General features: G+C 68.7%; 24 protein-coding genes. 15 read left to right on the top strand and 9 right to left on the bottom strand.

Annotation, left to right across the window (positions count from 1 at the left end; all coding sequences use genetic code 11):
* Positions 1-97 precede the first annotated feature (97 nt).
* Positions 98-2,248, top strand: a complete 2,151-nt coding sequence (locus tag ACQFZP_RS06385) for a cell wall-binding repeat-containing protein (protein WP_211890660.1) — start codon at positions 98-100, stop codon at positions 2,246-2,248.
* A 32-nt stretch (positions 2,249-2,280) separates the two neighbouring features.
* Here ACQFZP_RS06385 and ACQFZP_RS06380 read toward each other — a convergent pair whose 3' ends face one another.
* Entirely contained in the window at positions 2,281-3,063 is a 783-nt protein-coding gene (locus ACQFZP_RS06380; protein ID WP_211890659.1) for a response regulator, read from the bottom strand.
* A 121-nt stretch (positions 3,064-3,184) separates the two neighbouring features.
* Positions 3,185-4,477, bottom strand: a complete 1,293-nt coding sequence (locus tag ACQFZP_RS06375) for an ATP-binding protein (RefSeq protein ID WP_249312051.1) — start codon at positions 4,475-4,477, stop codon at positions 3,185-3,187.
* A 172-nt stretch (positions 4,478-4,649) separates the two neighbouring features.
* Between ACQFZP_RS06375 and ACQFZP_RS06370 the strand changes: the two genes are divergently transcribed.
* From ACQFZP_RS06370 to ACQFZP_RS06360, 3 genes are read left to right on the top strand one after another with little or no spacing between them, the layout of a single operon-like run.
* A complete protein-coding gene (locus ACQFZP_RS06370; RefSeq protein ID WP_211890785.1) occupies positions 4,650-5,690 on the top strand; it encodes a tripartite tricarboxylate transporter substrate binding protein in 1,041 nt (346 codons plus the stop codon).
* Positions 5,687-6,316: a tripartite tricarboxylate transporter TctB family protein gene (locus ACQFZP_RS06365; RefSeq protein ID WP_211890658.1), complete on the top strand. Its 630-nt coding sequence runs from the start codon at positions 5,687-5,689 to the stop codon at positions 6,314-6,316. Before ACQFZP_RS06370 ends, ACQFZP_RS06365 begins: the two co-directional genes overlap by 4 nt.
* Before the next feature lies 1 nt (position 6,317).
* Positions 6,318-7,856, top strand: coding sequence for a tripartite tricarboxylate transporter permease (locus ACQFZP_RS06360; RefSeq protein ID WP_211890657.1), 1,539 nt, complete (start codon positions 6,318-6,320; stop codon positions 7,854-7,856).
* A 19-nt stretch (positions 7,857-7,875) separates the two neighbouring features.
* On the opposite strand, the gene ACQFZP_RS06355 is transcribed toward ACQFZP_RS06360, so the two are convergent.
* Positions 7,876-8,802 carry a LysR family transcriptional regulator gene (locus ACQFZP_RS06355; RefSeq protein WP_181026954.1) on the bottom strand — a complete coding sequence of 309 codons (927 nt, stop codon included), beginning with the start codon at positions 8,800-8,802 and terminating at the stop codon, positions 7,876-7,878.
* Between the two features lie 77 nt (positions 8,803-8,879).
* Here ACQFZP_RS06355 and ACQFZP_RS06350 point away from each other — a divergent pair, with 77 nt between their 5' ends.
* Together ACQFZP_RS06350 and ACQFZP_RS06345 are read left to right on the top strand one after the other, a co-directional pair.
* Positions 8,880-10,619, top strand: coding sequence for an FAD-binding protein (locus ACQFZP_RS06350; protein ID WP_211890656.1), 1,740 nt, complete (start codon positions 8,880-8,882; stop codon positions 10,617-10,619).
* Between the two features lie 211 nt (positions 10,620-10,830).
* Positions 10,831-11,322 (top strand): SRPBCC domain-containing protein, encoded by a 492-nt coding sequence (locus ACQFZP_RS06345; protein ID WP_104311651.1) that lies wholly within the window; start codon positions 10,831-10,833, stop codon positions 11,320-11,322.
* A gap of 97 nt (positions 11,323-11,419) precedes the next feature.
* On the opposite strand, the gene ACQFZP_RS06340 is transcribed toward ACQFZP_RS06345, so the two are convergent.
* Together ACQFZP_RS06340 and ACQFZP_RS06335 are read right to left on the bottom strand one after the other, a co-directional pair.
* Complete coding sequence (locus tag ACQFZP_RS06340) at positions 11,420-13,168, bottom strand: BCCT family transporter (RefSeq protein ID WP_104311652.1); 1,749 nt, start codon at positions 13,166-13,168, stop codon at positions 11,420-11,422.
* 69 nt (positions 13,169-13,237) lie between these two features.
* A complete protein-coding gene (locus ACQFZP_RS06335) occupies positions 13,238-14,182 on the bottom strand; it encodes a flavin reductase (protein ID WP_104311653.1) in 945 nt (314 codons plus the stop codon).
* Positions 14,183-14,299: 117 nt separating this feature from the next.
* On the opposite strand from ACQFZP_RS06335, the gene ACQFZP_RS06330 reads away from it, so the two are divergent.
* The 8 genes from ACQFZP_RS06330 to ACQFZP_RS06295 all read left to right on the top strand — a co-directional run bounded on the left by ACQFZP_RS06330 (position 14,300) and on the right by ACQFZP_RS06295 (position 20,249).
* Positions 14,300-15,007: a GntR family transcriptional regulator gene (locus ACQFZP_RS06330; RefSeq protein ID WP_104311654.1), complete on the top strand. Its 708-nt coding sequence runs from the start codon at positions 14,300-14,302 to the stop codon at positions 15,005-15,007.
* A 45-nt stretch (positions 15,008-15,052) separates the two neighbouring features.
* Positions 15,053-15,709: an amino acid synthesis family protein gene (locus ACQFZP_RS06325; RefSeq protein WP_211890655.1), complete on the top strand. Its 657-nt coding sequence runs from the start codon at positions 15,053-15,055 to the stop codon at positions 15,707-15,709.
* Entirely contained in the window at positions 15,706-16,257 is a 552-nt protein-coding gene (locus ACQFZP_RS06320; protein WP_104311656.1) for an amino acid synthesis family protein, read from the top strand. Before ACQFZP_RS06325 ends, ACQFZP_RS06320 begins: the two co-directional genes overlap by 4 nt.
* Positions 16,258-16,267: 10 nt before the next feature.
* The gene (locus tag ACQFZP_RS06315) at positions 16,268-17,044 is read left to right on the top strand and encodes an alpha/beta fold hydrolase (protein ID WP_307852761.1); all 777 of its coding nucleotides are present in this window, start codon (positions 16,268-16,270) and stop codon (positions 17,042-17,044) included.
* Positions 17,037-18,518 carry an aldehyde dehydrogenase gene (locus ACQFZP_RS06310; RefSeq protein WP_211890653.1) on the top strand — a complete coding sequence of 494 codons (1,482 nt, stop codon included), beginning with the start codon at positions 17,037-17,039 and terminating at the stop codon, positions 18,516-18,518. The genes ACQFZP_RS06315 and ACQFZP_RS06310 overlap by 8 nt, the downstream gene beginning before the upstream one ends.
* A gap of 5 nt (positions 18,519-18,523) precedes the next feature.
* Complete coding sequence (locus ACQFZP_RS06305; RefSeq protein ID WP_104252646.1) at positions 18,524-18,721, top strand: tautomerase family protein; 198 nt, start codon at positions 18,524-18,526, stop codon at positions 18,719-18,721.
* A gap of 35 nt (positions 18,722-18,756) precedes the next feature.
* Positions 18,757-19,800, top strand: a complete 1,044-nt coding sequence (locus ACQFZP_RS06300; RefSeq protein ID WP_104311659.1) for an LLM class flavin-dependent oxidoreductase — start codon at positions 18,757-18,759, stop codon at positions 19,798-19,800.
* A gap of 188 nt (positions 19,801-19,988) precedes the next feature.
* Positions 19,989-20,249: a hypothetical protein gene (locus tag ACQFZP_RS06295; RefSeq protein ID WP_104311660.1), complete on the top strand. Its 261-nt coding sequence runs from the start codon at positions 19,989-19,991 to the stop codon at positions 20,247-20,249.
* Here the strand turns inward: ACQFZP_RS06295 and ACQFZP_RS06290 are convergent.
* From ACQFZP_RS06290 to ACQFZP_RS06275, 4 genes are all read right to left on the bottom strand, one after another.
* Positions 20,230-21,150, bottom strand: a complete 921-nt coding sequence (locus ACQFZP_RS06290) for a DUF1295 domain-containing protein (RefSeq protein WP_211890652.1) — start codon at positions 21,148-21,150, stop codon at positions 20,230-20,232. The genes ACQFZP_RS06295 and ACQFZP_RS06290 overlap by 20 nt on opposite strands.
* A 73-nt stretch (positions 21,151-21,223) precedes the next feature.
* Positions 21,224-23,086 carry an AMP-dependent synthetase/ligase gene (locus ACQFZP_RS06285; RefSeq protein ID WP_104311662.1) on the bottom strand — a complete coding sequence of 621 codons (1,863 nt, stop codon included), beginning with the start codon at positions 23,084-23,086 and terminating at the stop codon, positions 21,224-21,226.
* A 138-nt stretch (positions 23,087-23,224) separates the two neighbouring features.
* The gene (locus tag ACQFZP_RS06280; RefSeq protein WP_211890651.1) at positions 23,225-23,689 is read right to left on the bottom strand and encodes a DoxX family protein; all 465 of its coding nucleotides are present in this window, start codon (positions 23,687-23,689) and stop codon (positions 23,225-23,227) included.
* A gap of 251 nt (positions 23,690-23,940) precedes the next feature.
* Positions 23,941-24,597 carry a pentapeptide repeat-containing protein gene (locus tag ACQFZP_RS06275; RefSeq protein WP_211890650.1) on the bottom strand — a complete coding sequence of 219 codons (657 nt, stop codon included), beginning with the start codon at positions 24,595-24,597 and terminating at the stop codon, positions 23,941-23,943.
* Positions 24,598-24,629: 32 nt separating this feature from the next.
* Between ACQFZP_RS06275 and ACQFZP_RS06270 the strand changes: the two genes are divergently transcribed.
* The gene (locus tag ACQFZP_RS06270; protein WP_104311665.1) at positions 24,630-25,100 is read left to right on the top strand and encodes a hemerythrin domain-containing protein; all 471 of its coding nucleotides are present in this window, start codon (positions 24,630-24,632) and stop codon (positions 25,098-25,100) included.
* Positions 25,101-25,102 lie beyond the last annotated feature (2 nt).

Here is a 25,102-nt window from a genome sequence, read left to right as displayed (position 1 = left end):
CGCGTGAATTTGCACGCAAAACGGCGTTTCGTCCAGAAATCACCCTACGATTCACCCTGGGGGGACCACCGCTCGATCACACAACCCGGATGTGACCATGAAAAAGGCGCTCTCCCTCCTCGCCGCGCTCCTGCTCTCGGCCTCGGCCCTCACGTTCCTCGGAACCACGCCCGCGCAGGCCGCGTCCTTCGGGGTCGTGAACCAGGACGTCATGTCGCCCGCGAACTACGTCGCCAAGGGCAGCTACGCGACCACCACACCCCAGGGCGCGCCGGTCTCGTCGCTCTCCGCGCAGACCGCGGCGATGGTCGACACCCTCCCCGACCGGTACCTCAACGACTTCTGGAAGGGGCGCCTGAAGACCTCGACCAACCGGGAGAACTTCACCATCCCCATCTACACGGTCGACAGCTCGAGGGCCGACGCCAACTGGGTGACCGTCAAGATGCAGAGCTACGCGCTCTACCCGGACATCCATCCCGTCATGGAGGGCAAGGCGACGGCCTCGGCCACCGGTGGCACCTACGGCTTCCAGATCACCCCGTTCCAGTCGAACGCCAAGAACTACGGGAAAGTCGTCATCCCGGCGCATGCCGAACCAGGCGGGCCGCTGCCCGGAGGGGACAAGTCGATGACCGTCGTCGACATCGCCACGGGCATCGTGCGCGGCTACTACGTCGCCGACAAGCAGGCCGACGGGTCCTGGCTCATGGGCGGCGGCTACCTCACCACGCTGAACTCGCCGAAGTCGACGAACTGGTTCGATCAGAACGAGTGGCTCAAGACGGAGCGCGGCACGAGCTCCGTGGGTGGCGTCATGAACGAGTTCCTCATGGCGGGCGCCGAGGAGATCGCTGCCGGGTCGATCAACCACATCACCAGCTGGACCTTCCCATCGACCCGCTCGGGGGCCGCGATGTGGCCCGCCTATCAGACGGATGGCAAGCTGAGCGAGGCGCATGCGCCGAAGATGGGGCAGCGGTTCTGGATCCCGAACGACGCCGCGACCAACGCGAAGATCGCGGCCCTCGGCCTCTCCAGCTTCGAGAAGGTCGTCGTCAAGAACCTGCAGGAGTACGGGGGCATCGTCACCGACCAGAACTACTGGACCATGGCGCTCAACCTGCAGCATCCCGTGACCTTCACCGCCCAGGGCAAGCCCAACCCGTACCTGCCTGGCGGCATCGTGCACAACAAGCACGGCAACGTCGACCTGATCAACAAGATCCCGTGGACCCTCACCAAGTGGGGCGAGATCACCTCGAGCACGAAGCTGCCGCAGTTCGGTGCGCCCACCTCCACCCCGAAACCCACCGCCACCCCGACCGCGACGGTCACGCCGACGCCGACGGTGCAGCCCGGGGTCGCCGAGCGCATCGGCTCGGCCGACACGTACGCGAACGCCGTCACGGCATCCGGGAAGTTCAACACGGTCGGCGGCAAGCTCGTCATCGCCAGCGGAGACGGGGGAGTGGATGCGCTGCTCGCGGCCCCGGTCGCCGCGAAGATCGGCGGCAGCATGCTGCTCACCAAACCCAGCGCACTGCCGACGAACGTCTCCGCAGAGCTGACGAGACTGAAACCCTCCGCGATCTTCGTGATCGGGCAGATCTCAGAAGCGCAGAAGACGGCGCTCGGGAAGCTCACTCCGAGGCTCGAGGTCGTCGCGGCGGCCGACAAGTCCGAGACCGCGCTGGCGGTGGCGAAGCGGTTCTTCCCGAACGACCCCGCCGTGTACATCGCCAACAGCGGCATGGCGACGGACATCGCCAACGCCGCCGGGCGGGCCGCACTCGCCAAGGCGCCCCTGCTCCTGACCGGCCCGACGCAGACCAGCGCCAACTTCAAGGCCTACTTCGCGACCGGGAAGGTCACCTCCGCCCGCGTCATCGGCACAGGAACATCGATCTCGGCGGCGGTCTTCAACGAGGTGAAGGCCAAGGTCGCGGCGACGACTCGGGTCAATTCCTCGGAGGCTTTCAGCGTCAACGCGGCCCTGCTCAAGGACTTCGATGCCGGCAGCGTCCGCCCGAAGGGCTTCGCGATCGCGAACTCCGGGAGTGCCGCTGACATCGCCGTGGCCCTCCTCGTCACAGCGCGCACCGGGTATCCACTCGTGCTCGCCCAGCAATCGTGCGTCCCTGCGGGGGCGAGTGAGGTCACATCGAAGTACCCGGGTGCCAACTACAGCATCGTCGGGACGACCACCGACCTGGTCTCTGACATCCACAAGAAGCGCTGCACGTAGGAGTCGAGCAACGCAGTGCCCGCGACCGCCGATCAGCGCTCGGGGGAAGGAGACAACCGGTAGAGCACCTGCGGCCGCCCGCGCTTGCCGTACCGATGCGCGAGGTCGATCACCCCTGTGACCACGAGGTGGTCGAGGTAGCGTCTGGCCGTCGCACGGGAGATCTCGCATGCCTCGGCCACGTCGAGCACCGTCGCGGGGATCACCGGGTCGAGCGCAGCAACGACCCGCTCGAGCGTCACCTGGGCCAGCCCCTTGGGAAGCTCGGTGGACGGTGATGCCCCGCTTCGGGCCGCGCTCGAGGGGCCTCGCGGCGCTGCGGGCTGGCGGATGCTGCCGGTGGCCAGCAGGCGGTCGATCTCGCCTTGGCCGAGCGGCCGCTCGCGGTCGTTCGCCGAGCTCGCCCGACGCTCTGCGATGTAGAGGTCGAGGCGCTCGTGCAGGGCCGCCTGCGTGAACGGCTTGATGAGATAGCCGACGACGTGCGCCGCGAGGGCCTGTCTCACCGTGGTCTGGTCTCGGGAGGAGCTGATCACCAGCACATCCGGCACCTTCGCTCCGAGCGTTCTGAGCCGGTGCAGCACCTCCACCCCACTGATGTCGGGAAGCCGCATGTCGAGGAGGATGAGGTCGACGCCGCTCATGCTCTGCGCGAGCGCGGATTCACCCGTGCTGGCGGTCCCGGCGAGGGCGAACCCGGGGATGTCGGCGACGAACCCGCTGTGCAGCGCCCGAGCCCCGCGATCGTCGTCGACGACGAGCACCCGGATCGGGTTCGCAGTCGCCTGCGGGCTGCTGCCTTCTCGATCGCTCATCCGGCTCCTCTCATCCCTTTCGCTGCTGATGTTGCTCCTGCTGCTGCTGCCGCCGCCGCTTCTGCGCCTGCGTTGGCGTTGGCGTCGGCGTCTGCGCCTGCGTTTGCCTCCGCGATCGCGTTCACCTCAGACGCTCGATCTCGAAGGCGAAGCGCGACCCGCCGAGTCTGGACGCTCCGACTTCGATGGTGCCGCCGCGCGACGTGACCGTCCGGCGGACAAGCTCGAGGCCGATGCCCCGTCCGAGCCCAGTGGGGTCCGCCTTGGACGAGAACCCTGGAGTGAAGATGCGGCCGCTCGCCTCGGCATCCAGACCTGGACCGTCGTCGTCGACGAGCCCGATGATGCGGTTGTCGCTCTCGCGAAGCGTGCAGCGCACCCGAGATGCGCCTGCCTCGCCGGCGTTGCGGCAGAGGTTCGCGATGACGGTCACGACTCCGTCGTCGATGTCGTCGTCGAGCTCCAGGTCGAAGCTCGCCTGCGTTCCCAGCTCGTGCAGCTCAGCCCGCACCGCCTGCGTCGTGGCGTCAAGCAGGGGAAGGTGGATGCTCGAGTCGGTGCTGTCGGGGGCACCGACCCCTGCCGTCCGCACCGGCACGACCTCGTCGATGTACTCGAGCGCGTCCTGGGCGTCGCCTCTCGAGACGAGGCCGTGGACCACGTGCATGCGGGTGCTGAACTCGTGCGACTGCTCCCGCAGGGCGGTTGTCGTCCGCTGCATCTGCGCGTGCTCGGCGGAGAGCGCGTCGAGTCTGCGGAATCGGCGCTCGACCGCGAACGCGAGGGCCGAGCTGGCGAGCGTGCCGAGGACGAGCGCGCCGATCGTCCAGGGGAGGAGCTCCCCGAGGGCCTCGGCGCCCTCCGCGGAGATGCTCGACTCGAGCACGCCGACGGCGACCATTCCGACGATGGCGCCGTCGTCCCCGAACACCGGGACCTTCGCGCGCAGCGAGGGGCCGGATGCGCCTTCCTCCGTCCCGAGGTACGGCTCACCGGCGAGCACGGACGCATTGGCCGTCGAGACCTGCACCCCGCGCTCGGCGGGGTCCGGATGCGTGATGCGGACGCCCTCGTCGTCGGTCACCACGACGTAGTAGACGCCCGTCGCGTTCTCGACGAGGCTTGCGAGCGGCTGCAGGTCATCGGTGGCCACGGCGAGGTCATCCGCGTCAGCGAGCGCCGACGCGGTTCCCGCGTTCGCGACGCCCTCGAGCGCGCCGCGCACCTCATCCAGCTCCGCGAGGCTCGACGCGACTTCCTGCACGCGCTCGGCGGTCGTGTCGCGCAGCTCTCGCTCCTGCGCCGAGAACGCGATCGCGGCCGTGATCGAGACGGAGCCGAGCGTGATGAGACTCGGCACCACGAGCATCCCGAGGCGCACGGCCCGCTGGCTGAGCTTGAACGGCAACGTCATCCTCACCTCCCGCGCTCTCGCCTCCGGCCCGCTGTCGCCACGCGATGCCTCTTCGCACCGGGCTCACGAGCACTTATGAGCACAACTCCTCGTGGAGCTCCCCACGTTCGAACGCGATGCAATCCTAGGGCGATATTGCGGAGACAACGATGTCCGCGCGAATGGAGCAATGATGATCCGAGCAACGAGAGAGCCGGTGGCACCGGACGAACCTGGCCGGCGGGCCAAGTCCGGTGGCGGACGCGTCGTCGGCCGCGTCATCGGCGGGGTCGTGGCCGCCGCATCGATCGCCGTCGCGAGCTTCGGCTCGATCACGTCCGCCGCGGCGGGTCAGGACATCAACGCGTCCATGACGATCATCGCCCCGGCAGCTGCCGGTGGCGGCTGGGACACCGTCGCCCGCGAACTGCAGCAGGCGCAGAAAGCCAACGGGCTCGTCAACAACGTGCAGGTGGTCAACATGCCCGGGGCCGGCGGAACGATCGCGCTCGGCAACGTGAGCGTGCTCGATGGTGAACCCAACAACCTCCTCGTCGGAGGAACCGGCCTGCTGGCCGCCACCATCCAGTACGACTCCGCGGCGAAGCTCGAGGACGTCACGCCGCTCGCGGTGATGGTCGAAGAGTACGACGTCATCGTCGTCCCCGCCGACTCGCCGTACGAGACCCTCGAGGACCTCGCCACGGCATGGAAGGCCGACCCGAAGTCCATTCCATGGACGGGCGGTGGCTCGTTCGACCAGCTCGTGGTGACCGACCTCGCGCTGAGCGCAGGCATCGAGCCCGTCAACACCACCTACATCTCATCTGATGGCGGTGGCGAGGCCATTCAGGCGCTCCTCAACGGAACGGCGCAGGCCGCGGCCGGAGGCTACGCGGACAACATCGACCAGATCGAGGCCGGCAGGCTGCGGGCGCTCGCGGTCGTGGCGAAGGAGCCCATCGAAGGCGTCGACATTCCGACAGCCGCCGAGCAGGGCTACGACATCTCGCTCACGAACTGGCGCTCGATTCACGCTCCCTCCGGCTTGACCGAGGAGCAGACGGACGCGCTCGCCGAACTCGTGGTGCAGACGACGGAGACCCCCGAGTGGCAGGACGCCATCGACAGGTACCACTGGAACGAGCGCCTCATCACGGGCGACGAGCTCGACACCTTCCTCGCCGAAGAGGAACTGCGCATCAAGGAGCTCTACGAGGAGATGGGACAATGACGCACCACGCGAACCCGACGGCCGCGTCAGCGGTCATCGGCGGAGACCTGACCTTCGCCGCCGGCCCGAGCAAGACGGCCACCCTCCTCAAGGGACTGACGATGCCGCTGGTCATCGCAGCCTTCGCCACCTACCTCGTCTTCGGCATCGTCACGATGAAGGTGCCAGAGGGCGCCGACTTCCCTGGACCGCAGTTCTTCCCCGGCCTCATCGCCGCCGGCCTGTACCTCTTCGCGGCTCTGCTCGCCGTCGGTGCTGTCCGGGAGATGCGCGCGACCGCGACCTCTGCGTCGACCATGACCGAGGAGGAGCTTCTCGCCCGTGCACTGGCCGACGACGAGGCGCTCGCCGCGGCGGGTGCAGCAGACGCCCCGCGCAAGGTGCGCGTCGACGTGAAGTCGTTCGCCTGGGTCGTCGGCTCGTTCCTGGTGTTCTCGCTGACGCTCGACCTGCTCGGCTGGGTCATCGCAGCCGCCCTCCTCTTCTGGTGCGTGGCCCGCGGCTTCGGTTCCACGAAGCCAGTGGCGAGCCTCGTCGTGGGGTTCACGCTGAGCTCGCTCGCCTACATCGCCTTCGACATGGCACTCGGCATGTCGCTCCCGTCCGGCATCCTCGGAGGTATCTGACATGGAAACGCTCCAACTCCTCATGGAGGGGTTCGCCGGTGCCCTCACCTGGCAGAACCTCATGTGGGTCTTCGTCGGGTGCCTCCTCGGCACCGCCGTCGGCGTGCTGCCGGGCCTCGGCTCCTCGATGGCGGTCGCCCTCCTGCTGCCCGTCACGTTCTCCCTCGAGCCGACGGCCGCGTTCATCATGTTCGCCGGCGTCTACTTCGGCGGCCTCTTCGGCGACTCGACCATGGGCATCCTGATGAACACGCCCGGCCAGGCATCAGCCATCGCCTCCACGTTCGAGGGCCACAAGATGGCGCTGAACGGGCGGGCCGCTCAGGCGCTCGCGACGGCTGCCATCGGCGCCTTCATCGGTGGCTTCATCGCCTCGATCGTGGTGGTCTTCCTGGCCCCCGCGCTTGCCGACTTCTCCAGCAGCTTCGGGCCGGCGGAGTTCTTCGCCCTCGCAGTGTTCGCGTTCGCGGCGACCTCCACCGTGGTCACCGACAACGTCGTCAAGGGGCTCACGGCCCTGTTCATCGGCCTCGGCATCGCCGTCATCGGCATCGACGGCGTCTCCGGCGCCCCGCGCTTCACGATGGACTCCCCGCAGCTGTTCGACGGCATATCGCTGGTGACCGTGACGGTCGCGGTCCTCGCGCTCGGCGAGGTCATCTACGTCGCCTGCCTCGAGCGGCACGTCAACGACAAGGGCCTGATCCGTCCGAAGGGGCGCCCGTGGCTGAGCCGCAAGGAGTTCAAGGAGGCCATGCCGGCCTGGCTGCGTGGCACCGTCATCGGTCTCCCGTTCGGCGTGGTGCCGGCCGGTGGCTCCGAGATCCCCACGTTCCTCGCCTTCGGCTTGGAGAAGCGACTGGATGCGCGCCGCACGAACCCGCAGTTCGGCAAGGGCGCGATCAGGGGCCTCGCAGCCCCGGAGGCCGCTGGCAACGCGACGACGGGCATGGCGATGGGTGCGCTCCTGGCGCTCGGCCTCCCCATCTCGGCGACCGCAGCGATCATGCTCGCCGCGTTCCGTCAGTACGGCCTGCAGCCGGGCCCGCTGCTCTTCGACCGCGCCCCTGAGCTGGTCTGGGCGCTGCTCGCGAGCTTCTTCATCGCCATGGTGGTGCTGCTCATCCTGAACCTGCCGTTCGCGATGCTGTGGGCGAAGCTGCTCCTCATCCCGCGCCCCTACCTGTACGCGGGCATCACGATCTTCTGCGCGCTCGGCATCTACGCCACGTCGGGTTCGACCTTCGATCTGCTCATGCTGCTCGGGGTCGGCCTGCTCGGCTTCCTGATGCGGGCTCTCGACTTCCCGATCGCACCGCTCATCATCGGCATGGTCCTCGGCCCACTGGCCGAGACGAGCCTGCGGGATGCGGCGATGAGCGCCAATGGCGACTTCTCCGTGCTCGTGCAGGGGCCGATCGCGATCGCGCTCTACACCCTCCTGGCGCTGGTGCTTGCCTTCACCGTGCGCGGCCGCCTCGTGGCTCGCAAGCGTGCGAAGCAGGAGGAGAAGGAGCTCGTGAGCTCCGACGCACGATAACCCTCGGGGACGTGCTGGGTCAGACGCTGCTGGTTCCCGGCGTCTGGCCGACCATGGCGGCGGCGATCGATTCGATCGTCGCCGCCATGGCGCGTGCGGCGCGGGAGAGGGGCACGTCGCTGCGGTGCGCAAGGCTCACGGTGCGCTGCAGGCTCGAGTCGGTGAGGCGGGCCGAGCGGAAGCCCTGCCGTCCGCGGAGCACCATGGCCGGCACGACCGCCACGCCCAGGCCCAGCTCCACGAACCGGAGCACCGCATCCATCTCCGGCCCCTCGACGACGACGTTCGGGTTCAGACCCGCCTCGAGGTAGGCGGCCTCCGTCGTCGCGCGGAGGTCGTAGCCACGGTGGAAGACGACCTGTGGCCTGGCCGCAAGATCGGCGAGGGTGAGCGTCTGGGCGTCGAGCGCCCGGTCGCCCGTCAGGGAAGAGACGACGAGCAGCTCCTCGTTGAGCAGCGGGATCCGGCTCAGCGTCGCGCGCGGAGACTGCCGCGACTCGGGGGTCGTGATGAGCGCCAGGTCGAGTGCGCCTTCAGCGAGCTGCTCGATGAGCCCCTGCGAGCCGCTCTCCGAGACGTGCAGCTCGATGCCGGGATGCGATGCGTGGAACGACTGCAGCGCATCCGCCACGAGGCTCACGCAGAGCGACGGGGTCGCGCCGAGGCGCACCGTGCCCCGCTGCAGGTCGGCGAGCTCCGCCATCTCCCGGCGCACCGAGTCGGCGTCGGCGAGCATTCGCCTCGCGAGGGGGAGCAGGGATTCGCCGGCATCGGTGAGCGCGACCCGGCCGGGCGTGCGGTTGAACAGCGGCGCCCCGAGATCCTGCTCGAGGGTCGAGATCTGTCGGCTCAGCGAGGGCTGCGCGAGATGCAGCGCCTCCGCCGCCCGCGTGAAGTGCCCTTGCGAGGCGACCTCGACGAAGCTCCGCAACTGGTCCAAGTTCATGGCCATAGCCTACGCGCATCACCACGAGCAGGACTATGCATTGGAGTAATCACACGAAGCTCTCTAGCGTTGCTGTCATGACCGCGACAACGTCCATTGAACGCCAGATCTCCACCACCGTGCTCGTCATCGGAACCGGCGGTTCCGGGCTGCGCGCCGCCATCGGAGTCGCCGAGCAGGGCGTGGATGTGCTTGCCGTCGGCAAGCGACCCAAGCACGACGCCCACACCTCCCTCGCCGCCGGCGGCATCAACGCCGCCCTCGGAACCATGGACGAGGAAGACAGCTGGCAGCAGCACGCCGCCGACACCATCAAGGAGAGCTACTGGCTCGCCAACCCGCACACCGTCGAGATCGTGACCCGCGGCGCCGAGCAGGGCATCCGCGACCTCGAGCGCTACGGCATGGGCTTCCAGCGCGAAGGCGACGGCCGCATCTCGCAGCGCTTCTTCGGTGCCCACAAGTTCCGCCGCACCGCCTTCGCCGGCGACTACACCGGCCTCGAGATCCAGCGCTCCCTCGTCGCACGCAGCGAGCAGCTCGACATCCCGATCCTCGACACCGTCTACATCACGCGCATCCTCGTCAGCGACAACGTCGTCTTCGGCGCGTACGGCTTCGACATCAACGACGGAACCCGGTACCTCATCCACGCCGACTCCGTGATCCTCGCGGCCGGCGGCCACAACCGCATCTGGCGGCGCACGTCCTCACGCCGCGACGAGAACACCGGCGACTCGTTCCGCCTCGCCGTCGAGGCCGGCGGGCGACTCCGCGACCCTGAGCTCGTGCAGTTCCACCCGTCCGGCATCATCGAGCCCGAGAACGCGGCCGGAACGCTCGTCTCCGAGGCCGCCCGCGGCGAAGGCGGCATCCTCACCAACGGCCTCGGTGAGCGCTTCATGGAACGCTACGACCCGGAGCGCATGGAGCTCTCGACGCGCGACCGCGTCGCCCTCGCCGCCTACACGGAGATCAAGGAGGGGCGAGGCACCGCGAACGGCGGCGTCTGGCTCGACGTGTCGCACCTGCCCCGCGAGACGATCATGAACCGCCTGCCGCGCATCTACCAGCAGATGCTCGAGCTGCAGATGCTCGACATCACCGAGAAGCCGATCGAGATCGCGCCAACCGCGCACTACTCGATGGGTGGCGTGTGGGTTCGCCCCGACGACCACAGCACCGACGTCGACGGCCTCTACGCCATCGGCGAGGCATCCAGCGGCCTGCACGGCGCGAACCGCCTCGGCGGCAACTCGCTCATCGAGCTGCTCGTGTTCGGCCGCATCGTCGGCCAGGCAGCCGTCGCGCACTCCGGGGGACTGGATGCGCAGCGCCGCTCAGCATCGGCCGTCGCGCAGGCACGTGGCGAGATCAACGACCTCCTCTCGGCCGACGGACGCGAGAACGTGCGCGCCCTGCAGCGCGCGATCCGCGACACGATGACCGAGTACGCGGGCGTCGTTCGCGACGAAGAAGGGCTGAAGGCGGGCATCGCAGCGCTGGATGTCATCGAGTCGCGCATGGAGGACGTCGGCATCCACCCCGACATCGCCGGATTCCAGGACCTCGCGCACGCCTTCGACCTCAAGTCGTCCGCCCTCGCCGCTCGGGCGACGCTGGAGGCTGCCCTCGAGCGTCGCGAGACGCGCGGCTGCCATAACCGCAGCGACTTCCCCGAGCTCGACCCGGCCATGCAGGTGAACCTCGTGTGGTCGCCGACGGGCGGCATCACGCGTGAGGAGATCCCGCCGGTGCCAGCCGAGATCGCCGAGCTCATCGGAGAGGTCTCCGTCGAAGGCAAGCTCGTCGAATAACGCGCTGGGGCCCGGACGGGCCACACACCGGTGGCGGTGTTGTGGTCGTCAAGACGCAGCTGACGTGACCACAGGTCGGCTTCCAGCGCCGGTTCCAAGAGCCACACCTCGTACTTCGGGAACTGAACGGCGATTCAGCCCGGTCCGGGTCGACTGCACGCTCGCGGTCTGCCAGGATCGGGCTGTTCGTCATCGCAGAACTGGAGCGCCCATGACAGCTGAAGCACTCGACCCCGAGCTCGACCTCACCCTGAGTCGCGTCATCCGCGCACCACGCGATGTGGTCTGGCGCGCCTGGACCACCCCGGAGCTGTTCGCGAGCTGGTGGACGCCCGCCCCGACGATGACCCGCGTCGAGCAGCTCGATGTCCGGCCCGGTGGCGCGTTGACGACGCAGATGAGCGACGACGGCGAGATGTTCGTCCCGCACACCGACGGCATCTTCCTGATCGTGGAGGAGGGGGAACGCCTCGTCTTCACGAACGCGGTCACGTCGGCGCTGCGCCCAGCCGAGCCTGCCCCAGTCTCGATCGTGGCATCGTTCTTGTTCCTCGAGCACCCAGAGGGCACCGAATACGTTGCTCTCGCCCGTCACGTGGATGGGGCAGCACGTGCGCTGCACGCGGAGCTCGGCTTCTTCGACGGCTGGGGCGCAGTCACCGAAGCGCTGGCGGAGCTGTCCGAGAAATTGGCTTCGGAGTAGCGAAAGCGGGTTCGGGGCGAGACGCCGGGGGATGGGGATGGGGATGGGCGTGGATCTTCTTCCTCGCCATCCCCATCCCCATTCCCGCGATCGTCGTCTACGGCGTCGGAGGCAGGAGCGGCCGTTGACCCGCCGAGGCCGGTGGCTCAGGCGCTGAATCTGACTCCGTTTTCCGCGCGGGGCCGTGGAAGGGCAGTCGAAGGACCCCGGTGCGGAGGTCCTCCCGACGCACGTCCCGCGTGTAGTCGAAGTGCGGGTCCTTCTTCAGCTGCATGACCAGTGAGACGGCGAGCAGCGCGACGATGACCGTGAACGGCAGCGCGGAGAGCATCGCCGCCTGCTGCAGCGCCTGCAACCCGCCGGTGAGGAGCAGCAGGGCCGCGCAGAGGCCGGTCAGCGCACCCCAGATCGCCAGCACCAGCTTCGTCGGCTCGAGCGCGCCGCGGGACGACATCATGCTGAGGACGAACGTGTTCGCGTCAGCGCCGGAGACGAAGAACAGCACGACCAGGATGATCGCGACCACCGAGGTGATGCCCACCAGCGGCAGGTTGGAGAGCATCTCGAAGAACGCCGTATTGACGTCGGCACTGGCGGCCTCGCCGATGCTGCCCACGCCGTCCATGTCGAACTTGATCGCCGACCCGCCGAAGATGGTGAACCAGGCGAAGAAGACGAGGCTCGGGACGACCATCACCCCGATCACGAACTGGCGTATCGTGCGGCCGCGCGAGATCTTTGCGAGGAAGACGCCCACGAACGCACCCCAGCTGAGCCACCAGGCCATCATGAAGTACGTCCACCACTGCATCCACTGCCCGTCCTCTGCCGTGAGCGGCGTCGTGAGGCTCATCGAGAAGAAGTCGGCGAAGTACGCACCCGTCGACCGGAAGAACAGGTTGGTGATGAAGTTCGTCGGGCCGGCGAAGAAGACGTAGATGGCGAGGAGGATCGAGGCGAGCATCGTGAACTGGCTGATGTACTTGATGCCGCGGTTCACGCCCGACAGTGCGGAGAGCGTGAAGATGACCGTGATGACGGCGATGACGAGGATCTGCGTGAAGGTCTCTGCGGGCAGGCCGAAGACCCGGTTCAGGCCCTCGGTGATCTGCGAGGCTCCGAGGCCGAGCGAGGTCGTCGTGCCGAACAGCGTCGCCATGATGGCGAAGACGTCGATGACGTTGCCGAGCCACCCGTCGACGCGCTTGCCGAGAATGGGTCGAAGCATGGGGGAGACGAGACCGGTGTTGCCCTTGCGGTGCGTCGAGTAGGCGATCGCGACGCCGAAGACGCCGAACACGGCCCAGGCGTGGGGGCCCCAGTCGAGGTACGAGTACTGCATGGCGACGACCGCGGCCTCAGCGGTGCCCGGGTCGGCGAGTGCGTGCGGCGGCAGCACGAAGTGCGAGATCGGCTCGGCGACACCGTAGCTGATGAGCCCGACGCCCATCACGGTCGAGACGATCATGGCGAGCCAGGCCCACGTGCTGAACTCGGGGCGGTCCTCGTCGGCCCCGAGCCGGACCCGTCCGAACCTGCTGCACGCGAGGTAGATGAGCAGGCCGATGCAGCCGGTCGTGACAAGCAGGTACGACCAGCCGACGGTTGCCGAGGCCCAGTTGATGGCTCCCGTCATCGACGCGTTGAGCGTCTCGGGCGACAGCGCAGCCCACGACACGAACGCGAGGATGAGGGCGATCGACACCCAGAAGACGACGCCGGGGCGGTGACGCAGCGCGTCGGCCGCCGCCTGAGCTCGACTCGGGCCGGACGTCGGCTCGAGCCCGTGACCATCGAGTGCGTCGTCATCATGCAGCTCGGGCTTCGGGGGATGGTGAAGAGTCATGGTGTTGCTCCACTTCGGAGGAGGCAGGCCCGGGAGGGCGGAACGGTCATCGCGGTTGTGATGACCTGGTCAGAGCTCTGAGAGCCCTCGTCCATCGAAGAACTTGCCGGCCTTGTAGAGGATGGGCGCGTCGTCGGTGGTCGTCGCGTGGTGCACGCGGCCGATGAAGATGGTGTGGGTGAGGGCCTGGAAGCGTTCCTTGATCTCGACCTCGATCGACGCGGACGAGCCGTCGATGAGGGGGCTGCCATCCGGCCCTTCGTGCCACGTGATGTCGGCGAACTTGTCTGGACTCTTCGAGGCGAAGGTGGCGAGCACATCCTGCTGCTCGCTCGACAGGATGTTGATGCCGAGGTTCGTGGACCGGAAGAGCGACGGGTAGGTCGAGGATGACTTCTGCACGCAGACGAGCACGAGGGGCGGGTCGAGCGACACCGAGGAGTAGGCGCTCACGGCGAGACCGCGCGGCTTGCCTTCCTCATCCTTCGTGGTCACGACCGTGACGCCGGAGATGAACTGCTTGTTGAACGCCTTGAGCATCTCGCGCGGGGGCGCCGCAGACTCGTCAGCGTAGTCATCCTCAGCGTCCTCGAACGCCGAGCGCAGCGAGGGCAGGCCGAGGTTGGCGAGGAGCTCCGCGGAGTCCCAGGTCACACGCTCGGAGGAGACGAGCCCGTCCCGAAGGGTGCCGTAGTTGGATCCGTTCGTGACGACGCGCTTGCCCGTCGGGGGGACCGTGCCGAGCGGCTGGCTGAACGTGCCGTCGGAGGTCCAGAAGACGGCGAGGGCGTCATCCTCGACCAGGACTCGATCGATGCGCGTGACGAGATCCGGGAACGCGGCGCGCACCTCGGTGACCTCCTGCTTGAACTCGTCGAGCGCGGAGACTCGACCTGACCGTGTGCTCTCGCGCTGATAGTCCTCCGTCACGAGAGCTTCGAACGCACCGAAGTCACCCCGATCCCACGCGTCGGACCATGCAGCTGCGACAGCATCTTTGATGTTTGCTTGCATGCAACGGAGCGTAACCCCGGGTTCATGTATGCGTCAATGATTCGTTGTAAACGTTGTGCTTCCTGGGAAAGGCGGGACCCGTTGACAATCCTGTGGCATGCCAGCTAGCTTTCTTGTATGCAACAGATCACGCCCCTGGGTCTCGGTGATGAGGCCTACGCAGACCTCCCGCTCCTCGAGCGGCTCCGGCGCCTCGTGACGAGCGGGACGTACCCTCCGGGCGATCCGATGCCGGAGCTCGTACTCGCGCAGGAGTTCGGCGTGAGCCGCACGCCCATCCGCGAGGCGCTCAAGCAGCTCGAGAACGAGGGCCTCGTCGAGATCCGCCCCCGCGTCGGAACGTTCGTGCGGACACCGACTCGGCGCGAGATCGTGGAGCTCTTCCAACTCAAGGAGTCGCTGGAAGGCCTCGCCGCGAACCTGCTCGCCCGGCGCGGGCCGACCTCAGAGCTCGCGGCCCTCACACGCAACCTCGACGAGAGCGATGCCGCCGTCCGCGCGAACGACACGGCCGAGTACGCACGCCTCGTGCACGAGTTCCACTGGACCATCGTGCTCGGAGCCGACAACGCGAAGCTCGCCGAGCACTACGAGCGCCTCATGAACCAGCTTGCGTACCACCGCATCGTGCTCCGCACCATCGAGCGCCCCGGCCGTCTGCTCGCATCCGACCATGAGCACCATGCCATCGTGCGGTCGATCGTGGAGAAGGACGCCATCGGCGCCGAGTTCGCGATGCGCACCCACGTCGAGGCCTCGAGCCGGGCAGCGCTCGCACCGGAAGACCACGGCAACCCCGCCGAAAGCGAGTCGGCGCACGCCTGACCCGCTGGCGCTCGCTCGCGAACGATAGGAAGACCAGGAGCCACCATGACCACCACCGTCACTGCAACAGAGCAGCACGGCGATGCCCTGCTCGAACGGGCCGTCGCGCTCGGGGTTCGGAAGATCTTCACCGCGTACGAGGACGTCATCTCCGACGGCGGCGTCGACGCGCCCACGGCGATCCGGCAGGCAAGCGCCGTTGCGGTCGTCCGCAACCCGTGGATCGGGCAGGGCAAGCTCGCCGACCTCACCGAAGCGACCGCCGAGGTCGCGCCGGTCGTCGCAAAGCTCCTCAGCGACCGACTCCTCGCTGCCCTCGGGGGTGCCGGCAAGGTCGAGGCCTTCGGCAAGGCGGCGGTTGTCGGGCTCGAGGGCGAGATCGAGCACGCGGGTGCCCTCATCCACACCCCGTACTTCGGGAACCTGCTGCGCGAGTTCCTCGAGGGCACCTCGATCATCTGCTTCTCCGACACCAGGGCTGATGCCGGCGGCGACCTCCGTGTGCCGCTCTGGCACAAGACTGCGGCCGCGACGCGCAGCCACTACCAATCGCTCGACGTGCACCTCGCGGATGCGCCGCACCGCGACGAGATCGCGGTCATCGCGGTCGCTTCCTCTGGACCCCGCCCACATCCCCGAATCGGCGACCGCACGACTGACGTGCCGGTCACCTCGGACATCCTGAAAGGAATCACCGCATGAAGGTTCGCAGAGTCATCACCATCGTCGACGAGACGCTCATCGAGGGAGGCCGCGAGGTCTCACCGGCGGCACGCACAGCGGTCGTCGCGGCGATCATCGACAACCCGTGGGCTGGCCAGGGCTTCGTCGAGGACCTGACCGCGGGCATCGACGCGGTCGCCTCCGAGCTCGGGGAGCTGCTCGCACCCCGCGTCATCGAGGCGCTCGGCGCTCCGCTCGAGGCCTACGGCAAGGCGGCGATCATCGGCCTGAACGGCGAGGTCGAGCACGGGTCGGCGCTGATCCACACGCTCAAGTTCGGCGATCACTTCCGCAAGGCGGCGAACGCGAGCACGCTGCTCCCCGCCGTCGAGAAGCGCGGGCCGGCCGGAGTGGCCTTCGACATCCCCCTCAAGCACTTCACCGACGCGACCATCCGCTCGCACCACCAGTCGTTCGAGGTGCGCATCGCGGATGCGCCGCACCCGGACGAGATCCTCATCGCGCTGGCAGGCGCGGCGCAGGGACGCCCGCAGCAGCGGCTCGCGGCGCTCTCCACCGAGCTCTAGGGGAGCGACCGTGAGCTCGACCCAGGCGCAGCAGACCCCCATCGTGCTGCTGCACGGTGTGGGGCTCGACCGCACGATGTGGGCCCCGGTCGAGGCCCTGCTCGGCGAGCGGGCCGTCGCTCTCGATCTTCCCGGCCACGGAGCCCAGCCCCCGCTGCGCGCACCAACCTCGCTCGCCGACTTCGCGGCCGACATCGAACGGCGACTGCCTGACGGGCCGATCCACCTCGTCGGCTTCTCGCTCGGCGCGCTCGCCGCGCAGCACATCGCGAGCCGCGCACCGGAGCGCGTCGCGACGCTCACCTGCGTCAGCTCGGTCTGCCGACGCACACCGGATGAACGTGCCGCGGTGCTCGAGCGTCTCGCCTCGGCGGGCACCGACTTCGGCGCGACCGTCGAGCGGTCGCTCGAACGCTGGTACTCGGGCAGCGGCGTGAGCGCTTCGACGATCGCCGAGACGAGGCGAGTGCTCGAGGCCAACGACGTCGAGTCGTTCGGGCACGCGTACGAGATCTTCGCGACCGGCGACCAGCAGGTGTCGGACGCGCTCGGCGCGATCACGGCGCCGACCCTCGCCATCACGGGGGAGCTCGACCCAGGATCGACCCCGGACATGACCCGCAGGCTGGCCGACGCCATCCCCGGCACGCGAACCCAAGTCGTCCCCGGCGTGCGGCACATGCTCCCGGTCGAAGCACCTTCCACGCTCGTCGACGAGCTCGAAGCGCTCATCGGCGACGCAGAACTCTCCATCCAACGGCATCACGAAGGAGCACACCATGACTGACCGCTACGGACACTTCATCGATGGGTCCTGGCGCGACCCCGCAGGCGGCGCCTACTTCGAGAGCATCAACCCGGCGACCCTCGAGGTGCTCTACGAGGCGGCCCGCGGCGATGCGGCCGACGTCGAGCTGGCCGTCGCCGCCGCGCGACGCGCGTTCGAGGCGCCCAGCTGGAGCGGCCTCACCGCGACGCAGCGAGGGAAGCTCCTCCGGCGTCTCGGCGACCTCGTCGCCCAGAACGCCGACGAGCTCGCCCGCCTCGAGAGCCTCGACAACGGCAAGCTCCTCCGCGAGATGCGCGGCCAGCTCGCCTCACTGCCCGAGTACCTCTACTACTACGGCGGTCTCGCCGACAAGATCCAGGGCTCGCAGATCCCGACCAGTAACCTGCAGATCCTCAACTACACGCAGCACGAGCCGCTCGGCGTCGTCGGCGCGATCACGCCCTGGAACTCCCCGCTCACGCTCACGACCTCCAAGCTCGCCCCGGCGCTCGCCGCAGGGAACACCGTGGTCATCAAGCCGAGCGAGTACACGTCGCGCACCGTGCTCCGCTTCGCGCAGCTCGCGAGCGAGGCAGGCTTCCCCGACGGCGTCGTCAACGTCGTCACGGGCTTCGGGGCAGAGGCGGGCGCCGCGCTCGTCGAGAACCCCACCATCGCGAAGATCTCCTTCACCGGGTCGACTCGCACGGGCTCCGCGATCGCGGCGAGCGCCGCGGCCCGGTTCATCGGGTGCACGCTGGAGCTCGGCGGCAAGAGCCCGAACATCGTCTTCGACGACGCGAACATCGAGAACGCGGCGATGGGCGTCATCGCCGGCATCTACGCGGCCGCAGGGCAGACGTGCATCGCCGGGAGCCGCGTCTTCGCCCACAGGTCCGTCTACGACGAGCTGCTCGAGCGCGTCTCGACGCGGGCGAAGTCGATCGTCATCGGCGACCCCCTCGACGACGCGACCGAGCTGGGGCCCCTCGCGTTCGGCGACCAGCTCGACAAGGTCCGCTCCTACGTCGGCATCGGCGTCGACGAGGGTGCAACCCTCTACGCGGGCGGCGGCAGACCCGACGTGGCCCTCCCCGGCTACTACTTCGAGCCGACCGTGCTCACCGACGTGACCAACAGCATGCGCGTCGTCCGCGAGGAGATCTTCGGACCGGTCGCCGCGATCATGCCCTTCGACACCGAGGATGAGGTCGTCGGCCTCGCCAACGACACCGAGTTCGGCCTCGCCGCCGGCGTCTGGACGCAGAACCTCGCCAGGGCGCACCGCATGTCTCGCCGACTCGAGGCGGGAACGATCTGGGTCAACACCTACCGCGCCATGTCGCCCATGTCACCGAGGCAGGGCTTCAAGAGCTCCGGCGTCGGCATCGAGCACGGCATCGAGTCGATGCACGAGTACACGCGCCTCAAGAGCGTGTGGATCAACACCGACGAGTCACCCGTCGCCGACCCCTTCGTGATGCGGGGGTAGGGGCCATGCCACTCATCGACATCTCGATCGCCAAGGGGCGCACACCCGAGCAGCTCCGCGCCCTCATCGACGGCGTCCACCGCGTCGCCGAAGAGACCGTCGGGGCCGCGCCCGAGAACATCACGGTCGTCGTCCGCGAGATCGAGCACGAGCACTGGTCGCGCGGCAACACGACGATCGCAGAACGAGCCCGCCGCAGCTGACCGCGGAGCACATCCACTCTCGAAAGGACACGACAATGCGTTTCTCTCTGTTCATCCACATGGAGCGCTGGGACGACTCCGTCAGCACCGAGCAGCTGTTCGCGGAGCTCGTCGAGCTGACGCTCCTCGCGGAGGAAGCCGGCTTCAGCACGGTGTGGATCGGCGAGCACCACTCCATGGAGTACACGATCTCGCCGAGCCCCATGCCGCAGCTCGCATACCTCGCAGCAGTCACGACGAGGATCCGGCTCGGCGCCGGCACGATCATCGCCCCGTTCTGGAACCCGCTGCGCGTGGCCGGCGAGACGGCGCTGCTCGACGTCATCAGCGGCGGCCGCGCAGAGGTGGGGCTCGCCCGAGGTGCGTACCAGTTCGAGTTCGACCGCCTGGCCGGTGGCATGCCGGGCAAGGAGGGCGGGCAGCACCTGCGCGAGCTCATCCCCGCCGTCCGCGAGCTGTGGCAGGGCGACTACGCGCACGACGGCGAGATCTGGCAGTTCCCCGTCTCGACGAGCGTGCCCAAACCCGTTCAGCGGCCGACGCCGCCCATGTGGGTGGCGGCCCGCGACCCCGACACGCACGACTTCGCCGTCGCCAACGGCTGCAACGTCATGGTGACGCCGCTCATGAAGGGCGACGAGGAGGTCGCCGACCTCGTGAGCAAGTTCGAGACGGCCGTCGCGAACCATCCGGAGGTTGCACGCCCCGACATCATGGTGCTGCGCCACACCTACGTGCACGACGACGCCGACCCGGAGGGGTGGCGTCCGGCAGCCGAGGGCGTCAACAAGTTCTACCGCACGTTCGATGCCTGGTTCGGCAACAAGACCGACCCCGTCGACGGGTTCCTCGAGCCGAGCCCAGCGGCGAAGTTCGCCGAACGGCCCGAGTTCACGCCCGAGGCGCTCCACAAGACCGCAATGATCGGCACGGCGGATGAGGTCATCGCTCGGCTGCGCGAGTACGAGGCGCTCGGCGTCGACGAGTTCAGCTTCTGGAGCGACAACTCGCTCTCGCACGAGCAGAAGAAGCGCTCGCTCGAGCTGTTCATCGAGAAGGTCGTCCCGGAGTTCTCGTAGGACCTCCGCGAGACGGTGGACAGGCGGGCGGGTGCGGACACGCATCCGCCCGCAGGTGCGCCACCGTCCTCCGCTGTGGTGAGTCGCATCTCCGGCACCAGGGGGAGGGATGTCAGCCGCCGGGGGGAAGCACGGCCCGCGTCGGCTCCGTAGCGTTGAGCGCAACGGAAACGACGATGGGAGATGACATGGACAGCACGCAGCAGGACGGCACTCGAGGTGGCGGCACCAACGGCTCGACCCAGATGGGGACCGGCATCGCTGTCGGACTCGCGATCGGCGTCGCCCTCGCCCTCATCCTCGACAGCTGGGCGATCGGCCTCGCCCTCGGGCTCGTCCTCGGCATCGTGACGGGTGCGATCCTCGCCCGCCTGGCCAAGCGCGGCGGGCGTCCGGGAGACCCTCGACCTGAGGACCCCCGTCCGGGCGCTACGCCTTCGGGCTCGTGAGCCGCGGCAGCAGCACCGGCGTCTCGCGCTTGTACGCCTCGTAGTCGGCGTCGCCGCCCCACTTCTTGTCGGCCTTCGCCTCAAGCAGCGGGACGCCGCTGACGCGCAGGAGCAGGAGTGCGACGAAGATGGGGGAGATGAGCGCAACCCACTGCCAGCCCACCAGGACCGGCGCGGCGACGATGGCGACGCCCACCCAGAGCAGGATCTCGCCGAAGTAGTTGGGGTGGCGCGAACGCGACCAGAGGCCCGAGCGGATGAAGCGGCCCTCGTTCGCGGGATCCGCCTTGAAGGCGTTCTTCTGCAGGTCGGCGGCGACCTCGATGATGAACCCGGCCGCCCACACGACGATGCCGACGACGCCCAGCCAGCCGAACGGCTCGCGGTCGTCGGTTCCGCCCGCGATCGCGATCCAGGCCGCGGCCGCGGTGAGGCTCACCCACAGCCCCTGCATGATCCAGACGCGAAGGAAGCGCAGCTTGTCGCCCTTGATGTCGTCGAAGCGGTCGTCGGAGCCGGAGCGGTGGATGCGCGCGAAGAGGAACGACCCGAGGCGGAGCGCCCACAGGATGACCATGGCGCCGAGGACCCAGGCGCGCGCATCCGGTTCGGGGGCCGCGACGAGGAGGCCGATCGTGACGACGATGAACGTCGCGCTTCCCGTGAGGTCGAAGAAGCGCTCGGTCTTCGCTGCCGCGGACGGCAGGTACACGAGGACCTGGATGAGGAAGGCCGCCGCGACCGCCCACGCGTAGAGGGGGATGCCGGCGAGCTGCGCTCCGCCCTGGCTCCCGGCGAGGGCGACGAGCGCCCCGATGAGGAGGGCGATGAGGATCGTGACGATCGTCGCCCTGTTCTTCTTGCCGGCGGTGCTGCTGCTCGCGGTGGTCTCGCTGCTCATGCTGGTGCCTCTCGAGGCGTCGGGCGCCTGGAACTGGCGCCGGGTGAACGGGGAAAGTCGGTGGGGCCGTGCGTCAGGCGTACAGGGCCGCGACGGCGTCGGTGCTGCGCTGCAGGACAGCGGCGCGCTTGAGCTTCAGCGTCGGCGTGATGAAGGTGGGGTCTTCGAGGTCGGTCGCGATGAGCGTGAAGCGTCGAACCTGCTCGCTTCGGGCGACGAGCGCGTTGGCCCGGTCGACGGCCGCCTGCACGTGGTCGCGCGCACGGGCGTCCACGACGGTGAGCAGCTCGTGGTGCGCGGGGTCCGGGTGGGTGGCGGCGGCGATCTCCGCCGAGAACTCGGCGAGCGCCTCCGGGTCGAGGATGATGAGCGCGGACAGGTAGTTGCGTCCCTCGCCGATCATGACGGCGTGCGAGACGAGCGGGTCGGACTCGACCGACGACTCCCACCTCATGGGCACGATCGTCTTGCCGTTCGAGGTGACGATGACGTCCTTGAGGCGGCCCTCCAGGACGACCCGCCCCTGCTCGTCGAGGCGGCCGAGGTCGCCGGTGCGGAAGAACCCGTCGACGAAGGCGTCGCGGTTGTGTTCCGGGTTGCGGTAGCCGCTGAAGACGCCGATGCCGCGGGCGAGGATCTCGCCGTCGTCGCTGATGCGGACCGTGGACCCGGGGAGCGGCCGGCCGACGGTGCCGGAGCGGATGTCGTTCGGCAGGTTGCCGGTGAGCGGCGCCGTGGTCTCGGTGAGACCGTAGCCCTCGATGACGGGCACGCCGATGCCGCCGAAGAACAGGGACAGCTCGGCATCGAGCGTGGCGCCGCCGGAGAGGACGTGGGTGACGCGGCCGCCCATGACCTCGCGGAGGCGGCTGAAGAAGAGCCGGTCGAAGGCGCCGTGGCGGAGGCGCAGACCCATCGGTGCACGCGTCGTCGGGCTGGCGGTCTCGCGGAACGCGCCCCACTGCACCGCCGTGCGCTGCGCCGAAGCCCAGACCTTGCCGAGGCCCTTGGCCGCGGCCTTGGCCCCCGCGGCGGCCTGGATCTTCTGCAGCACTCGAGGCACGACGACAAGGAATGTCGGCGTGAGCTGTCCGAGCGTTCCCACGACAGCGGCCGGGTCGGCGAGATGGGCGATGCGCATGCCGCTGGCGAGGCAGATGAGCTGCAGGCCTCGCGCGAGCACGTGGGCGAGGGGCAGGAAGATGATCGTGTTGCCGGCAGGGTGCACGACCTCGCCGTAGGCGGCCGCGATGTTGAGCACCTGTCCGAGGAAGTTCTCATGCGTGAGGACGGCGCCCTTGGGCTCGCCGGTGGTCCCGGAGGTGTAGACGATCGTCGCGGGAGAGTCGGGCGTCGCGAGCAGTCGGCGCTCCTCGAGCGCCTCATCCGCCACACCGGCCCCGAGCGCGGCGAGGCGGTCGAGGTCGCGTCCCTCGTTCCGGCCAGAGGTCGCATCCATCGACCAGACGCCGAGGGCGTCCCTGCCGCGCTCGGTGAGCGGTTCCTCGAGGAGACGCACGTGCTGCGCGCTGCCGCCGAACGCGAGGACGACGCGGGCGTCGTGGATGATCGCGGAGACCTGCGTGGGCGCCGACGTCTCGTAGATGGGCACGACGACGGCCCCGGCGAACCAGACCGCCAGATCGGCGACGGCCCACTCGTACCGGGTGGGCGCCATGATCGCGATCGAATCACCGGGGCGCACGCCAAGGGCGATGAGGCCCTTCGCGACAGCCCGGACCGCGTCGGTGTACTCGCGCGTGGAGACCTGACGCCAGGGAGCGGAGCGGTCAGCGGAGTCGCTCGGCACGTCGAATGCGGCGTGATCTGGCGCGACTTCCAGGCGTCGGACGAGCAGGTCGGTCACATTTCGGTACGTGCCCGCGGATCCGATGGTCTCGGGGCCCACAAGGAGAGGGGTTGTCGATTCCAGCACTGCAGCCGCCTTTCGCGCGCCGGGTCACTTCACCCGTGTGCGAGGAGATTCGGAGCAGGGGGGCCGGTGGATTGGACCGTATCGCAAACCTCGGCCACTCGGGCGCGACTCGCCGCAAGTAGCTAGGCGGACTAGGTATCAGGCCACCTGAGCTGCAGACCGACGCTCGGAGTGGCTCTCGGGGTGGCTCTCGCGGTTGCTCCGAGGCCGACGGATGAGCGCATCCGCCGCCCAGCGGCCCCCACCGGTCAGCACGAGCGCGATGCCGACGAGCGCCAGCACGAGCACGAACTCGTACCCGCCGTCCTGGGCGAAGAAGCCAGCAGTGAAGTGCACGGTGAACATGGCCCCCAGGGAGACGACCGCGAGCAGCGCGGCGGCGACTCGCGTGAACAGCCCGACGATGAGCAGGGCGCCGGCGACGATCTCGACGAAGGGGAGCGCAGCCCCGGCGACGTCCGCGAGGGGGATGCCGAGGCTGCCGAGCATCTCCTGCACGCCGCCGATCCCGGTCGTCGTGAGCTTCTGGATGCCGTGCAGCAGCATGGTGGCGCCGAGGGCGAGTCGGAGGATGAGCAGTGCGGCGTTCGCTGAAGATGACATGCGCTCGACGGTAGGAAGGCCCCTCAGCTGAATGCTGAGAGGGGCGGCCGACCGTGCCACCGCGAAACCCGGGGAACGACCCGGGTCATGAGTTCGGCATGAGAAACGCCGTTCACGGAACCAGGCACGCGCCGTTGAACGCAGTGCCTGCGCGTGGAAGGCTCGAGCACGGCCCCGTTCAGTACGTACCAGCGCGTATGAGGTTGCTATGACTCTCTCAGCCCGCGCGCTCCCGGGTGTGGCGGGCCACGTCAGCCAGCCAGCGGTTCGATCTTCGTGCCCGTCTCGCTCGCCTTGCCGAACTTCGGGGACGCGCCAACGAACGTGCAGCCGTGGAACGTGGTGGCCGCATTGAACTTCGCGCCGGTGAAGCTGCAGTCGATGAAGCGCGTGTTGGTGAACTCCGCCCCCGACAGCTCCGCGCCGTCGAAGCTGCAGTTCGAGAAGACGGTTCCTGGCACAGCGTGGAGGCGTCGCAGCTTCGAGTCGGCGAACGAGCAGTTCGACACCTCGGGTCCGATGGACGCCTGCGGGATGTTCGCCCCCGTGAAGGTGCAGGCCCGCAGAGCACCCTCGAGTCGTGCGTGCGCCGCGACCTTCGCGTGCTCGAAGCGGACGTGCGTGAGCGTGCTGTCCCGGATGGTGAGGCCGCCCGTGAAACTGCTCGCGTCGACCTCGGAGACCTCGAGGTGGGTGATGCTCACGCCGAGGCTGCCGGCCTGCAGCCCTCGGAGGTCGGTCACCGAGGATGCCGGATCGTGCCAGCTCGGCGTGATGCGATGCGGCCCTGGAACCACCTCGGAGAGCCGCGCGAGCTGGGTCCGCAGCGACGAGAGCTCCGAGGAGGTCCAGCGGTCGCGCAGGGTCTTGCTGTCGGCGGCACTCATGCCGTCGAGCGTACTTGCCACGCGATGACTATCTTGGTGAGCGAGGCGATCAGATGAGTGCACAGGAGAAGGACCGGCTGGCCGCGTGGAGCAGCGAGCTGAGGGCCGTCCACGCGCGGCTGCGCAAGGCCCTGGCCGTCACGCGTGAGGCAGTGAAGCGCGGCGACCCGGCTGAGCCCGCCACCCGCGACCTGCTGCTGTACTGCCACGGCTTCTGCACCGCGCTCGACGGTCACCATCGGGGCGAGGACCGCGAGCTGTTCCCCGCGATCGCTGCGGCGCATCCCGAGCTGCGCGACACGCTCGCCCGCCTGCAGCAGGACCACTCGATGATCGGCCACCTCATCTCCGGGCTGCAGGCGTCCGTGGATGCGGGGGAGTCGCCGAGCGAGCTGGACCGGCACCTGGAGGGCATCGCGGCGATCATGGAGTCGCACTTCCGCTACGAGGAGCGCCAGCTGCTCGGGGTGCTGGAGACGCTGGCTCTCGACGCAGACCCGGCGGCAGTGCTCGGACCCCTGTAGCG

The sequence above is a fragment of the Pseudoclavibacter sp. Marseille-Q434 genome, assembly GCF_050315415.1.
Lineage (GTDB): Bacteria > Actinomycetota > Actinomycetes > Actinomycetales > Microbacteriaceae > Pseudoclavibacter.
This window is presented reverse-complemented; position numbering and strand designations above follow the sequence as displayed.